At 39.7% G+C, this 15,239-nt stretch carries 13 protein-coding genes; 4 read left to right on the forward strand and 9 right to left on the reverse strand.

The window, feature by feature from the left end; all coding sequences use genetic code 11:
* Nucleotides 1–181: 181 nt before the first annotated feature.
* Genes recG through asnC form a run of 3 tightly spaced genes read right to left on the reverse strand, consistent with a single transcriptional unit; the run spans nt 182 to nt 3,507 of the window.
* Nucleotides 182–2,263, reverse strand: coding sequence for an ATP-dependent DNA helicase RecG (gene recG, locus ACZ5WS_RS04840; protein WP_464710927.1), 2,082 nt, complete (start codon nt 2,261–2,263; stop codon nt 182–184).
* Between the two features lie 57 nt (nt 2,264–2,320).
* Complete coding sequence (gene trmH, locus ACZ5WS_RS04845) at nt 2,321–3,007, reverse strand: tRNA (guanosine(18)-2'-O)-methyltransferase TrmH (RefSeq protein WP_010392977.1); 687 nt, start codon at nt 3,005–3,007, stop codon at nt 2,321–2,323.
* A 41-nt stretch (nt 3,008–3,048) separates the two neighbouring features.
* Nucleotides 3,049–3,507: a transcriptional regulator AsnC gene (asnC, locus tag ACZ5WS_RS04850; RefSeq protein ID WP_008108204.1), complete on the reverse strand. Its 459-nt coding sequence runs from the start codon at nt 3,505–3,507 to the stop codon at nt 3,049–3,051.
* 184 nt (nt 3,508–3,691) lie between these two features.
* On the opposite strand from asnC, the gene asnA reads away from it, so the two are divergent.
* A complete protein-coding gene (gene asnA / locus ACZ5WS_RS04855) occupies nt 3,692–4,687 on the forward strand; it encodes an aspartate--ammonia ligase (RefSeq protein WP_010392975.1) in 996 nt (331 codons plus the stop codon).
* A 34-nt stretch (nt 4,688–4,721) separates the two neighbouring features.
* On the opposite strand, the gene ACZ5WS_RS04860 is transcribed toward asnA, so the two are convergent.
* From ACZ5WS_RS04860 to gmk, 5 genes are all read right to left on the reverse strand, one after another.
* A complete protein-coding gene (locus ACZ5WS_RS04860) occupies nt 4,722–6,326 on the reverse strand; it encodes a DUF342 domain-containing protein (protein WP_138623310.1) in 1,605 nt (534 codons plus the stop codon).
* Nucleotides 6,327–6,473: 147 nt separating this feature from the next.
* On the reverse strand, nt 6,474–6,866 hold the full coding sequence (locus ACZ5WS_RS04865) for a RidA family protein (protein ID WP_010392969.1): 393 nt from the start codon (nt 6,864–6,866) through the stop codon (nt 6,474–6,476).
* Between the two features lie 12 nt (nt 6,867–6,878).
* Entirely contained in the window at nt 6,879–8,984 is a 2,106-nt protein-coding gene (spoT, locus tag ACZ5WS_RS04870; protein WP_109875868.1) for a bifunctional GTP diphosphokinase/guanosine-3',5'-bis pyrophosphate 3'-pyrophosphohydrolase, read from the reverse strand.
* Between the two features lie 127 nt (nt 8,985–9,111).
* On the reverse strand, nt 9,112–9,387 hold the full coding sequence (gene rpoZ, locus ACZ5WS_RS04875; protein WP_008108220.1) for a DNA-directed RNA polymerase subunit omega: 276 nt from the start codon (nt 9,385–9,387) through the stop codon (nt 9,112–9,114).
* Nucleotides 9,388–9,512: 125 nt separating this feature from the next.
* Nucleotides 9,513–10,133: a guanylate kinase gene (gene gmk / locus ACZ5WS_RS04880; protein WP_138606310.1), complete on the reverse strand. Its 621-nt coding sequence runs from the start codon at nt 10,131–10,133 to the stop codon at nt 9,513–9,515.
* Between the two features lie 299 nt (nt 10,134–10,432).
* Here gmk and ACZ5WS_RS04885 point away from each other — a divergent pair, with 299 nt between their 5' ends.
* The 3 genes from ACZ5WS_RS04885 to ACZ5WS_RS04895 all read left to right on the forward strand — a co-directional run bounded on the left by ACZ5WS_RS04885 (nt 10,433) and on the right by ACZ5WS_RS04895 (nt 14,160).
* Entirely contained in the window at nt 10,433–12,628 is a 2,196-nt protein-coding gene (locus tag ACZ5WS_RS04885; protein WP_138606312.1) for an LruC domain-containing protein, read from the forward strand.
* On the forward strand, nt 12,628–13,086 hold the full coding sequence (locus ACZ5WS_RS04890) for a hypothetical protein (RefSeq protein ID WP_055013274.1): 459 nt from the start codon (nt 12,628–12,630) through the stop codon (nt 13,084–13,086). Before ACZ5WS_RS04885 ends, ACZ5WS_RS04890 begins: the two co-directional genes overlap by 1 nt.
* Nucleotides 13,087–13,200: 114 nt before the next feature.
* Nucleotides 13,201–14,160, forward strand: coding sequence for an endonuclease/exonuclease/phosphatase family protein (locus ACZ5WS_RS04895; RefSeq protein WP_290171350.1), 960 nt, complete (start codon nt 13,201–13,203; stop codon nt 14,158–14,160).
* Between the two features lie 71 nt (nt 14,161–14,231).
* On the opposite strand, the gene ACZ5WS_RS04900 is transcribed toward ACZ5WS_RS04895, so the two are convergent.
* The gene (locus ACZ5WS_RS04900; protein WP_138606314.1) at nt 14,232–15,155 is read right to left on the reverse strand and encodes a glycosyltransferase family 2 protein; all 924 of its coding nucleotides are present in this window, start codon (nt 15,153–15,155) and stop codon (nt 14,232–14,234) included.
* Nucleotides 15,156–15,239: the final 84 nt, after the last annotated feature.

A 15,239-nucleotide genomic window follows, 5' to 3' on the forward strand; every position in this document is an offset into this window, starting at 1 on the left:
ACTACGACATTCTAGGGCATTGTCGCTCGACTCCAAATACAAGCAAGCCTGATTCAAAAGAGTCGGGCTTTTTTACGTCTACAGGAAAGTGAAAACACAGGCGCAAGGTGTAGGGAAATAGTTGTGGTATAGGGAATAACTAGTTGGGAAAATTAATGTGTGGCTTTATGCGAATAAGTAACTAAGCTTGTGCGTAATTTGACTTGTTGCCTAACCAGCGTTGAATGAGAGGGTCTACATACTGAGGATATTGCTTCAACATCTGTTGTGCTATGGGTCTAACTTGATTTAAGGTCTGCTTATCTCTTGTTAAGTCTGCAATTTTAAATTCTGCTAAGCCGGTTTGTTTTGTTCCAAGGACTTCACCTGGGCCGCGTATTTCTAAATCACGTTCTGCGATAACAAATCCGTCGTTACTATCGCGCAGTACTCCTAACCGTTTCTGTGCGGTATGTGAAAGTGGTGCATGGTATAAAAGCACGCAGTGAGATGCCGTAGCTCCACGGCCTACGCGGCCACGTAGTTGGTGAAGCTGTGCTAAACCTAGGCGCTCAGGGTTTTCAATAATAATCAAACTCGCATTAGGCACATCAACCCCAACTTCGATCACGGTAGTTGCCACAAGTACATGAATTTTACCCGCTTTAAAGTTGCTCATAATGGCTTGCTTTTCCGTAGCTTTCATTCGCCCATGGACTAAGCCAATAGCAAGCTCAGGTAATGCTTCTTTTAGCTGTAATGCACTGTCTTCCGCTGCTTGGCATTGTAGTACTTCAGACTCGTCTATTAGTGTACATACCCAGTAAACCTGTCGACCTTGTTCGTTACAGGCAAGTTTTACGCGACTAATAATATCATCTCGACGAGTATCAGGAATCGCAACTGTAGTGATAGGAGTCCGCCCAGGTGGTAATTCGTCAATCACTGAGGTTTCTAAGTCTGCATAGGCGGTCATTGCGAGCGTACGTGGTATAGGAGTTGCTGTCATTACTAGCTGATGTGGATAACAATCACCAAAACGGCCTTTTTCACGCAATGATAAACGTTGATGAACTCCAAAGCGGTGTTGTTCATCAATAATGATAAGTACAAGATTGTTAAATTTTACTTCATCTTGAAATAACGCATGGGTACCGATAATCATTTGCGCTTCACCTGAGGCGATCATTGCAAGTGTACTTACGCGCTCTTTACCTTTTGTTTTACCACCTAACCAAGCAACCGTTATTCCAAGGCTTTCAAACCAGCTAGAAAAGTTGATTCCGTGTTGCTCTGACAATATCTCTGTTGGCGCCATTAATGCGACCTGGTAGCCTTTTGCTATCGCAGTTAACGCGCTCAGTGCTGCGACTAGTGTTTTACCAGAGCCAACGTCCCCTTGGACAAGTCGCATCATAGGGTAAGCGTGTTGCATATCTGCTTTAATTTCTGATACCACACGGCTTTGTGCATTGGTTGGCGCAAAGGGTAATTGTGCTAAAAATTGTGTTTCTAATGAATTAGTGGGCTCAAGTGCAACGGCTTTAACTTGTTGTCCCTGTTCTCTTACTTTTAATAAACTGAGATTTTGCGCCAGTAATTCTTCAAATACGAGCCGCTGCTGAGCTGGGTGAGTCCCTTGTTCAAGCGCACTTATATCAACATCATTAGGAGGGCGATGCAGTAATAATAACGCATCACTTAACGGTAGTTGCGATGGTTGCCATTGTTGGGGAAGTAGCTCTTCTACTGCATACTTTTGAAGTAATTCTATTGCCTGTTCACTCAACGCCCTAATAGAGAGCTGCTTTAACCCCTCGGTTGTTGAATAGACTGGCGTAAGTGTTGATGATGTTGGTTGTTGTTCAAAAGTGTCGCTAATACTGTATTCAGGATGACTCATTTCAAAGCCAATACGTCCGCGACGTATTTCGCCAAAGCAACGAATTATTTTGCCTGTGCTAAATGCATTTTTTTGTGCTGCGGTAAAATTAAAAAATCGTAGTGTTAACCTACCTGTACCATCATTTATTTGGCAAACCAGCATGCGCCGCTTTCCAAAGGTTATTTGACTGGTTTCAATGGTTGCTTGAACAGTTACGTGGCTATGAGGGGTCAACTCACTAATTGTATAAATACGGGTTCTGTCTTCATACCTAAGCGGCAAATGAAATAGCATGTCCTGTACTGTACTAATACCTAGCTTTAAAAGCCGTTCAGCCATTTTAGGACCAACGCCTTTAAGCTCTGTGATTGGGTATTGGCTTAAGCTAGGTTTAGACAATGTAGGCTCAATTATTATTATTTAGTAAGTTAAGTGTACTGATACACTGTATATGCATCAAGTATGTTTTAACGCCTGCCAAAACTGTTCATCAGCAACAATTTCGCCGTTTTCATCAAGAGCAGGGTAAGGTAGGTTTTTTTGTTTGCATTGCCTTGCAATAATTGGGTGGCAGCCTTCAAAGTACATTGGGTGCTTAATTTCTTCACTCAGCATATTTCTATTGTATAAACCAGCTAGATCACGTTGACGCTGCGCCTCAAATAAAATTAGGGCTGCTGCAACGGATACATTTAACGACTGCACCATGCCTTGCATTGGAATAATGATGTTTTGATCTGCATACTCTAAGGCTTGTGGAGAGATCCCCGTTTTTTCTTGACCGACAATAATTGCAGTCGGTTTAGTGTAATCAATTTCTCTGAAGTCGACAGCATCTTCACTTAAATGCGTAGCTAAAATTTGTACATCAGGATTATGAGCACGCATACTTGCAACGGCATCATCTATGTTTCTGTGAAGATGTGTGTCTAACCAGTTTTTACTACCACCAGAGGTATTATTGGTTAGCCACTTTTGTTTTTCTGGCCACACGGCATGCACATGATGACAACCAACGGCATCAGCCGTTCTAACAATTGCTGATAAGTTATGGTGTTTGTGTACGTCTTCTAAACACACGGTAAGGTCGGTTTGACGACGTGAAAGTACACTTTCGATTCTTTGGTAACGAGTTTGCTGCATGGGAGTCCTCTTTTTCGGCAAATTATACGAGATTTTTCACCTTAAGGCACCACTGTTCGACTAATCGGGTTTTGTAATGAGATCAGGGTTTCGGTTGATTGAATGGCTTCTATTGCCTGTATTTTATTGATTAATACATCTTGTAGATGATCGATAGAGCGGGTCATTACTTTAATAAAAATACTGTAATTACCAGTGGTGTAATATGCTTCGACCACTTCCTCTAATGATTCTAATTTTATAAGTGTTTGCGGATAATCGCGCGCGTTGTTCAAATTAATACCAATAAAACAACACACATCGTAACCTAATTGCTTTGTATTAATGGTTAGTTGAGTACCTGTGATGATCCCCGCATGTTTCATTTTTTCGATTCGCACATGAATTGTTCCTGCGCTTACACTAAAGCGTTTTGCTAATTCAGCATAAGGTGTACGCGCATTATCCATTAATGCATGCAGAATCTGTTTATCAAGATTATCGATTTGATAATTTTCCATAGATTTAACCGTCTTTAATTATGGTATTAGTTGTTTTTATACCACTTTTTTAATGGTTTTAATATCGTAAAGCTATTTTTATTATGGGATATTGAATTAAATAGTTTAATTGTTACGATAACCTCATCGAAGCGTAATTTGCGCTAAGTAGTAAATACAATAACTGGGAATGAGGCCAATTATTATGAGTTCACATTATGTGCAGCAGCAGCAGCAAATAAGTAAAGTTAAGCAGTTCTTTTCGCAGCAATTAGAACAAAAACTGGGCTTAATTGAAGTTCAAGCGCCTATTTTGGCTAAAGTAGGCGACGGTACACAGGATAACTTAAGTGGGCACGAGAACGCCGTGGCTGTGAATATTAAAGCGATTGCAGATAGCCGTTACGAAGTGGTGCATTCACTTGCTAAGTGGAAGCGTAAAACCTTGGGTGAATATGGCTTTTCACAAGGTGAGGGAATTTATACGCAAATGAAAGCGTTGCGACCTGATGAAGATTCACTAAGCCCAATCCATTCTGTTTATGTTGATCAATGGGATTGGGAGCAAGTTATTTGTGAAAGTACGCAGCGTTCTTTATCTACTCTCAAGCAAACGGTTGAAACAATTTACCAAGCTATTAAAGCCACTGAACAATATGTTAGTGCAAGCTTTGGCTTAAGAGCATTTTTGCCAGCTAAAATTACTTTTGTACACAGTGAAGAACTGCGTGAAATGTACCCTGACTTTAGCGCTAAGCAGCGTGAGAAAGCGATTGCTCAAGAATATGGTGCTGTGTTTTTAATTGGTATTGGCGGAGCATTAAGTGATGGTAAAATTCATGATGTGAGAGCGCCAGATTACGACGATTGGTCAACACCAACATGTGATCAGTATATGGGATTAAATGGCGATATTTTAGTATGGAATCCAATTCTTGAAGATGCTTTCGAAATATCATCTATGGGAATTCGAGTGAGCCCTGAAGTTTTGCAAGCTCAATTGGGAATTACCGGTGACGAAGACCGTTTAGAGTTTGATTGGCATAAAGCATTGTTAGAAAGTAAATTTCCTCAAACAATTGGTGGTGGTATTGGTCAGTCTCGCTTGGCTATGCTGTTATTACAAAAACAACACATAGGGCAAGTGCAGGTAGGTGTGTGGCCAGCGCAAACCTATGACAGTGTAGACGGCTTACTATAAAGAATAAGGGGCTGTTACTAACAGCCCCTTATAATTAAGTTTTAAACTCAATTTCTATTTTATTGTTTTCTAACTTAACATTACTTGGTGGAAAGTTGCGAGTTGTTTTAAGTAACTTGTTGAATATATGGATTTCCACTCCAGAATGTAAAACGGTATTTACGGTTAAAATGGCTTCATCGAGCATGGTATTTAGTTTTTGCTCTAAACTCGCTATCTGCTTTTCTAGTTGTTCAGCTTGTTGACTATGATGTATCTGAGTTGATCCAATCTTATTCATGAGCTCGCTTTTTTTATCAGCATCTTTAATTAAATCTGCTTTTTCTAATGCAGCTTGTAAGCTATCAACCTGTTCATTTGCAGCTGTTAATTCACTAAAATATTTATCAATATCTTTGGTCATTTGAGTAGCTGAAGCGGCTAAATTAATTGCCATTTTAGCCCCTGATTCGTTACCAATTTCTCCGGCAATTAGTTTAGTGGCATCTAAAATTTCACCTCCAAATAACTTTCCTTTAGGTAGTTCTGATTGACCAATTTGAATTATATTTTTTGCTTTCATTGAGCTGTGGCTGGCTTGGCGGTCAAGCAATATGCTGTTAGCTTCAATGTAGCAATATTGAGAGTGTGAGGCATGCACATCACCTGCGCAAATTATTCTGCAAGACAGTGATTTATCTTCAGGCTTTTGATGGCCAATCACCCCTTGTTTTACAAGTATATCGCCACCGGCGGTTAATTCTCCAGATTCGACTGTACCAAAAACGGTAATGTCACCTGTTGCATTTATCCTCATCCCTGGCTCTACATTTTTACTAACTATTACACTACCTTCAAAGTCGATATGGCCTGTTTTTACAGACACATCGTTAACAGTGAAAATATCGTCAACACGCATTCCGTTATTTATTTCAACAGGCACGCCGGCAATAGTTGAAAGTAATTCCATCGGGTTATTTTTTGATATTTCAGTACCCTCACCTGCAATTAGGGCATGAACTTGCCCTGGTTTGGCTGGTAAAACATCACCTATCACGGTAAACCCTTCTTGACCAGGAGTCGCAGGTTGCTGCTGGATTAGTAATTCACCCGGTTTAACACTTGCTAATTTACCAAAATCACGCATATCAACACTACCATCTTCTTTTAATTTGGGTGCTTTAAGGCGGTCTTTTAAGGTTTTAACCATGGCTTTAAATTTACTATCTTGGCCGTCAGTAGGTAAACGTCCTTTAGCGAGTGGTCCGCTAACTACAGAGCCCGGAGGAAGCTCAAATTGCTTTTGTAAAAGCTGCTCTAAAAATGCTTGTTTATAACCTCTAGCAACATGCGCTTTCACTAATTCTTTTTTAGCTTCATCAAAACTGAGTGTTGCGCCACCTTTGGCGAGAGTGAGCGTGCCAGTGGCTAGCATTTTATCATCGCTGATTTCAACGATTAAGGTTGCATCGTGGCGTGTTGCAACGACTAAGATTCGTTCAGGTGTTGCACTACTGAAATAGTTATTTATGGCGTCATGATCGATTTCACACTCGCTGTAAGGCGATTGTTCAATTGCTTCGATGATAAAAGCAGCACTGGTGGGTGCAGATTTACTCGTATCGAGCAATACATTGCCATTATGAGCAAGCTTAAACACAAGTTATCCTTTTCTACTACAAAAGTAAGGTTTAATAAAATAACGTGATTACAGAGTGCTAGAATTTTAGTTTTGAGTCAAGAATTCATCAAAGTGTAGCTATAGAATAGGATAAAAGCTATGAGCGGCGCTCATAGCTTATAGAGGTTAGTTTGTTGAAGGAAGTTCCATAATGCCGTCAATTTCTACTTGTACACCTTTAGGGAGTGCACGAACGCCAATAGCTGCACGCGCAGGGTAAGGCTGTTTAAAATATTGGCTCATAACTTCGTTCACAATGGCAAAGTTTGAAAGATCAGTAAGGTAAATATTAACTTTTACTAGGTCTTGAATAGAACCGCCAGCTTCCTCACAAACCGCACTGATATTTTTAAATACTTGATGTGTTTGCTCACTAAAGTCTTCAGAAATAACGTCCATTGTTTCTGGGACAAGTGGTATTTGCCCTGATAAATAAACAGCTGTACCCACTTTTACTGCTTGGCTATATGTACCAATTGCTGCAGGTGCTTTATCCGTTGATATAAATGCTTTATTCATGATGTTCCTATTTTATTTTTTACGATAGACTTTTTGTACATCGGGCATAACACGTATGCGGCGCATAATATTGGCGACATGAATACGGTTTTTAACTGTGATCCCTAAGTCTATCACGTATAAATTACTTTCTTTTTCATCGGTAGCTATTTCTACAATATTGGCCTGCGTAGTGGCGACCACATTGGTTAATTTAGCCAGCGCACCTTGGTGGTTAATGATTTCTACTCTTAAAGTCGCTATATATTCTTTTTCTGGATTATCATCCCATTTTACGACTAGGTATTTCGAACGATCATTTTCCCAACCACGAATATTTTTACACTCTTGGCGATGAACGGTTAAACCTTTACCTTGGCTAACATGGGCAGTAATAGCGTCTCCAGGTACAGGACGACAACATTTAGAATAATTAACCAACATGCCTTCGGTACCAATAATGGTTGCTTTGGCACGCTTTGCGATATCGTTTAAATCATCATTGTCGTTTTGTAATAAGCGCTTAGCAATTAACATGCTCATTAAATTACCTGAACCAATTTCTACTAATAATTCTAAAGTAGAGGAAAGCTCATGCTCTTCAAGCACTCGGGTAATATTTTCAGCTGGCAGGTTATCAAATTTGTTTTCCCCTAGCGCTGAGTCAAGTAAGCGACGACCAAGTAATAACGCTTCTTCATGCTGTTGACTTTTAAGGTAGTTGCGTACGCCCAAGCGTGCTTTGCCAGTAACAATAAAGTTAAGCCATGTTGCGTTAGGGTGAGCGCCTGAACTGGTAATAATTTCTATTGTTTGCCCTGTATCAATGGCTTTACTTAAAGGGTAAGGCTTGCGGTTCACACGTGCACCGACACAAGTATTACCTACATCAGTATGAACGGCATAAGCAAAATCAACCGCTGTTGCACCCATAGGAAGTTCAATAATCCGACCATCTGGGGTAAAGACATAAATTTCTTCTGGGAATAGCTCTGTTTTTACATTCTCTACAAATTCAAACGAGGAACCTGCGCTTTGTTGTAATTCCAATAAGCTTTGCATCCATTGGCGTGCGCGCTGTTGTGCAGTATGACCCGCATTATCACCCGACTTTTTATACATCCAGTGAGCTGCGACCCCTTTATCAGCCATGTGATCCATATCTAAAGTACGAATTTGAATTTCTACTGGAATACCATGCGGGCCAACTAAAGAAGTATGTAATGATTGGTAACCATTAGTTTTTGGTACAGCAATATAGTCTTTAAAACGGGTTTCGATTGGCTTATATAAGTTATGAGCTACACCAAGTACGCGATAACAGGTATCCATAGAGTCTACTGCAATACGAAATGCGTAAATATCCATGACTTCGTTAAACAGCAGCTCTTTGTTGAGCATTTTTTTATAAATACTGTATAGATGCTTTTCACGGCCTGATACGGTCGCTTTTATGCCAGATTCTTCAAGGCGAGCTTCAATTTCAGTTTGAATATTTGAAATAACTTCTTTGCGATTACCACGCGCTTTAGCCACTTCCGATTTAAGTGCACGATGACGCATAGGGTACAGTGCTTGAAAACCTAAATCTTCTAGCTCATTTTTTATATCATGAATACCTAAGCGATTAGCAATTGGTGCATAAATCTCAAGGGTTTCACGAGCAATACGGCGGCGTTTATCAGGACGAAGTGCGCCTAATGTGCGCATGTTGTGTGTTCTATCAGCTAGCTTGATTAAAATAACCCGAATATCTTGGGTCATTGCCATAATCATTTTTCGATAGTTTTCAGCTTGGAACTCTTTTTTATCTTTGAAGCTCAATTTATCAAGTTTGCTCACACCCTCTACGAGTTCTGCCACCGTTTCACCAAATATTTCAGCTAAATCTTGTTGGCTAAAATCGGTATCTTCAATCACATCATGCATGAGTGCTGCCATGAGCGTTTCATGGTCAAGATGCATGCTTGCTAATATTTGAGTGACTTCAACGGGGTGAGTAATGTAAGGCTCGCCACTTGAACGAGTTTGACCCTCATGAGCCTCTCGGGCTACCACGTAGGCTTTTTGAACTAGCTCAACATCGTCTGCTGGCAAGTATTTTGAGATTTTCTTTTTAAGACCTTCAAAAAGATACATTCACACTCCAATGTTCTCGTGAAGCAAATAAGTTAGGATAAGTTACGAATATACGATGAAAACAAAGGATTGCCAACGGCTATAGTTGAAAAACTATGCCGTTAGCTAAATCAGACCGGGCGGTTGATTATTGGTTGCCACCAACAATGGCAGCAACAGCAGCTAGTTCTGCCGCTTCTTGATGTTGTTGTTCTTCACGGTCAATAACATCCATTGAAGAATTATCAACTAAACCAAGTTCGATTTCACGTAAGGCAACAACTGTCGGCTTATCGTTCTCAGGATCTACTAGTGGATCTTTACCACCAACAGCAATTTGGCGGGCACGACGGGCCGCAACTAAAATTAAGTCAAAACGATTACCAATTGCATCTACTGCATCTTCAACTGTTACGCGAGCCATCTTAGCACTCCAAAATAATTTAAAAGCAAAGGCGTAGTTTACTGCACGCAGCAAGTTTCGCCAATAGCCAGTGGTTAATTTTTATCTATTTTAAGGCATGAACCGAAAATTAATCGTAATTTAGATTACTTGAGCAGCTCATTAATTAAAGTTTGATGACGTGTTGTTTGTGCTTTTAGCCTTAATCGCTGTGCAATTACTATGGTTTCTAAATCGCGTAAAGCAGTATCAAAATCATCATTCACTACAACATAGTCGTATTCGTTGTAATGAGAGGTTTCTGATTGAGCTTGCGCCATTCGACCTGCAATAATTTCAGCAGAGTCTTGGCCGCGATTATTTAAACGTTGTTCTAGCTCTTGTTTTGATGGCGGAAGAATAAAGATAGTTTTTACGTCGTCCATTATTTCTCGAACTTGGCGAGCGCCTTGCCAGTCAATATCTAAAAATACATCAATGCCTGCGGCGAGTTGCTCTTCAATCGCTTGCTTAGAAGTACCATAATAGTTATCAAATACTTGTGCCCATTCAAAAAAATCATCTTTGGCAATCAGCGCTTTAAACTCATCAACTGATACAAAGTGGTAATGTTCTGCATTATTTTCACCAGGGCGCGGTGCGCGAGTGGTGTGCGATACCGATACTTTCATATCAGCATGCTTTTTAAGTAGTGCATTTATTAAGCTAGATTTACCTGCCCCAGAAGGTGCCGATAAAATGAATAAGTTTCCGCGAGAGTGTGCCATGATTTTTTACCTAAAATGAACAAGCACAGCCATTAAAAAGGCCAGCCTTAATTCCTCTATTGTACTTTATTTAATGAAGCTTACTCAACTGCTGCATGTTTAAAGCAAATAGCCAGTGTCTACGAGCACAGGTACAGAAAGCTGGTGAAGATACTTTTGGCTCTCGCATAATGCAAATACATGTGTTGCAACTTGCATATCTAAGTGATGTAATTTTTTATTATTATTTAAATTCAATAGGTTAAAGTTTGGAATAAAGTCTGCATTAGTTCAACTATGTAACTATAGAGGGCTTACGTATGAAATTAACCCATCTCGGAAAAGTTTGCTGTGTATTGTGGCCTTGCACCGTTCTTAGTCAGCCATTTGAGAATTGTCCAAGCCAGGCTTTTTTAATGCAAGATGCTAAAGCACAGTTATACGGTATAGATTTAGTATCGGCTAAGCCTACGGTGTTAGCCGCGACTTTAACGTTTGCTACTGAGGCAAACAATGAAAGCGTAAATGCCATTGGCTTTAATTATAAAGATCAGTATTTGTATGGCTTTAGTCGCCAAGCACCAAAAAGTGTGGTGCAAATAGACAGTAACTACCAAATGGCTCGCTTAAATATCACAGGGCTGCCAGATACTAATTTTTATGTAGGTGACATTCAGGTAACAGGCGATGCAGCAAATCAGCGCGCTTCATATTATGTTTATACTCCTCGGTATGGGCTTTACGAAATTGATTTAAACTTAGATTTAACCGCTGAGATTACTGCGCAGCTTTTACCTAATAGTGCTAACTGGAATTTAGGGATTTATGATTTTGCCTTTCATCCACAAAGTAATTTACTTTATGCAGTTGAATCAAATGGTGATTTGCATGAAATTAACGTTGCTAATAATACTTCTAAATTTATAACTCAGCTCGATATTGGTGATGATACGGGCGCATTTGGTGCCGCTTACTTTGACATTGACGGTCAGTTTTACTTTAGTAATAACAAAAGCGGAAAAATACATAAAGTTGATTTAAGTATTAGCCCCGTAGTTGACTACACACCAACAGCAAACGTATTTACCTCAGGACCTAAATCTAGTCAAAATGATGGTGCGCGATGCGCTATTGCAGAAGTTGCAGTTACCGATAGTTCTATCGATTTTGGTGATGCTCCTCGTCCATATAACACGAGTCTTGAGCAAAGTGGTGCTCGACACTTATTTGATCCTAATAGTACTGGTAGTAATCTTATTTACTTGGGTGAAACGGTCGATGGTGAAAACATCAATACGAATGATGATTTAATCAAGAATCCCATTGATGACTCCGATGACGGGGTTAGTTTTGTAACCGCGATTGCTGCAGGGCAAGATAGCCAAATTATTGTTAACGCGTCAGCTGATAGCTTTTTATATGCTTGGTTTGACTGGGATCAAAATGGTGGCTTTAGTGAATCTGAGCGCATGGTAACTAAGTATCCGCTTAACAAAGGTGATAATAGTATTTTAGTTAGCGTACCGAGCAATGTTAAAGCAGGGCAAACATGGGCTCGCTTTCGAGTTACTGATGGCTCCGAGGCATCATTAATTACTGCCACGGGTGGGGTGCTAGGTGGCGAAGTGGAAGATTATCCAATAACCACATTTGCTAGCGCTGTTTATCCTGGTGAAAACGATTGGGTTACGCTTGCCTATGAAGATAAATGGCCGTTCTCAGGCGATTACGACTTTAATGATGTCGTTGTAAATTATCGTACTACGCAGCTGATTGAAGGAAGCAATGTGGTTGGCTATAAAATTGATGGTCAACTTGTTGGAGTGGGCGCAACTTATCACAATGGTTTTGCTGTAAGGCTTACAGAAACTACTAATAGCACAACCAATGCTATTTTAAGCAGTGAAATTGATGAGCAAAATATCATTTACACTATCAATGGAGAGCCGCAACTAGACTCGCCATTAGAAGCAAACCGTGAGCAGGCAATTTTGATTTTCATGCAGGACACTTGGCAACATATTACGAAGCAAGCCGGCTGTGATTACTTTAGAACCGAAAGCAATTGTGACGTAAACAGTAAAGTAACGTTTAGTATGACTATTCCATTAAAAGCAGCTAAAGCGCTAGCGAATGCACCTGGTACACTTCTCGATCCGTTCATTTTTGGTAGCGAAGGATTTTATCATGGTGACTTTTTAGTTGGTAAAAATGCAAGAAGCTGGGAGGTTCATCTAAAAAACCAAGCGCCAACAGAGGCTTTCGATAGTAGTTTATTCGCTGTTAATGGTGCAGATGATGCCACTCAGCAAGCCTCTGAGTTATTTTTTCAAACTGAAAATGGCCTTCCCTGGGCGATTGAAGTCGGTATGCAGTGGCTACATCCACTTGAAGGGGTAGACATCACCAACGCTTATGATCGTTTTGCTAATTTTGCACAGTCGTCAGGTCAGCAAGCGCCGCAGTGGTTTAACAGTTACAACGCACCGAGTGTGGTTGTTAAAGGAGAACAGTAATGAATAAATTAACCGTTATCTTATGCTCATTATCACTGTTAACAGCCTGCGGGGGCGGAGGCGATGAAAGTGCAGCACCTGCCCCGACTAATGTAGCTCCACCAGTTGCTGATCCAGTAACAGCTGAGCCCCAAGGAATGGCAAACTTAGTTATCAATAATGACTTTAACTTATCAACAAAATTTAATTTAGCTATTGATGTAGCGCTTTCTAGAGGTGATGAAAGAGCGTATCTGAATATTTGTCAGAAAAAATCGAATGCAGAGCGAGCAGATTACAATAATTGCTTATTTAGAGCCCCTTTAACGCAAGGTGCACTCACAACTACCCTTGCGATGAGCAGACAAGATATTGAGCTAGTAGCGGAAATTTGGTTTTACGATACCAGCACCCAACCACTTGCTTTTACTTGGCAGTTTGATGCTCAAACACAAAACCAAATGTTTGAGATTAGATAACATCAGGTTATGTCGAGTTCTGGTTAAGTTTTATCGGCTTAATTGATAAAACTCAAAGTTAAGATAAAGAATATACTCAGGTATATTCTTTTTTTATTGTTAAAAGGGGCGTTCATGTTCAAGGTTATTTCGAGTAGGCGGTGTAATTCAAAAAGAGGTTATAGCATTGCTGTTATCGCAGTAATTGCCTTGATGCTAATTGTTGCCGCATTTAATCCGTGGCAATTTTATTACGCTGATTTATTAATATCCTTTCGGTTTCCTTTGTTAGCTGCTGCGTTGTTTTTTGCACTGTTACTGCTTGCGCTAAAAAAACTATGGCTAGGGGGAGTGATTGCGATTATTTGTATTATCAATTTAAGTTCACTTTTACCGCTGCATTCATTAGAAGTCATTCCCTCGAAGGCTGCGATAACAGTTAAGCAAATTAATCTAAATTACAATAATCCCTATGTAGACATGCATCTAAAGAACTTACAAAACCAGCAATGGGATGTGCTTGTTTTTCAGGAGTTTAGCGATTTAAACCGGCATTTGCTCAAACCGTTTTTAAATAAAGCTAGTTTGTTTGGTTATCGCGAAGTCGAAGGGATCCCCTACGGCATTGTGGTTATTTCGCGTTTACCGATTATACACAGACAGCAAGTTAAATTAGATGGCGACCGATTAGGTTATATTAAGCTTAAGCTGTTATTAGATAAACATCCTATTACCGCTTTTATTGCCCATCCACCTTCACCAAGAACTGCTACTCATTGGCATAATCGTAATCGGTTATTATCAGCAATGAACGAGGCGAGTACAAAAGAGATAGATCCTTGGTTTATTGCGGGAGATTTAAATATTGTTCCCTGGTCGAGCTATTTTAATTGGTTTAATGCGCAAAGTTGTTATGCAGCTGCAAATGCATATACCAGCTTTGCACCTACTGCAATAAAACACACTTTAATGACAGGCTTGCCAATTGACCATTGTATTTTCAATCAAGAGTTTAATTTATCTTCTCTGGAAGTGAGTGAGTTTAAAGGCAGCGATCATAAAATATTAAGTTATACATTAAATTTAAAAAGTTAGGTGAAGTATTTACTTTAGGCCAATACAAAACAAATAGCTTAAACGCTATTTGCTGTGTATTGGCGAAGTATTTATGATGCAGTAGTAAATGTGTTTTTTAAATCATGTAATAAATGGCGTAAATTACGTTTATGCGGGAATAACGTAAACGCGGCAGTTGTAGTCGATAACGCTTTAAATTTTGCGCCTATTTCTCGATAATACTCACCGTAGCATTCTAATATACGTGCCTGTGCTTTTATTTGTGCAATCATTCCAGCATCTCTTTTGCAGCGTGAAACAATTTCTTTCATCGCGTTGAGCCTATTTTTACGATTCGCAGTAATAGAGCCCGCTCTCATTAAGTAATCCATGGCTATGCGCGGTGAAAAAGCTACATCACCAATTCTTGCAAGTTTTAACCAGCAATCCCAATCACTTGCGCTGTTTAATACGTTATCAAATCGGCCGATATAATTAATGGCTGAGCGTTTAACCATAACTGAAGAGGTTCCTATTACATTAGCAAAAATAAGCAAGTCCATTGGCGACTTTAAATTTTGGTAGCCCATATTTTTCTTATCAACAAATTTTGAAAATTCAGGCCAAAAAGAAAAGCAATCCACAATAGGCTCATAGTCTTCATTTACATGCATATAGTTAGTAAAGCTTAAAACACATTCGGAGTTTTCTTTCATATAACCTAATTGCTCATACAGTTTATCATCACTCCAATAGTCGTCGGCATCTAAGAATGCAATGTAGTCCCCTTTAGAAGCTGCAATAGCGCGGTTGCGTACATTAACTACACCGGTATTTTCTTGTTCTAAAATAACCAGCTGTGGAAATGTGTTCTGCGCTTTTCTCAACCATTCAACACTGCCATCGGTTGAGCCATCGTCTACAACGATAATTTCTAGATTGACATTTTTTTGAGCAATAACACTACTCAGTGCCTTTGCTAAATACTGTTTGCAATTGTAGTTTGGGATAATAACGCTTATTTCTATATTCATGAGCTGCACCCTGGCTTCTATTAATTAACTAGATAAGTGCTACGCAAGTTAAGCGCCAAGTATTTTTATAGCTTTGTGGAGTGT

The organism is Pseudoalteromonas sp. 11L1 (genome assembly GCF_055397545.1).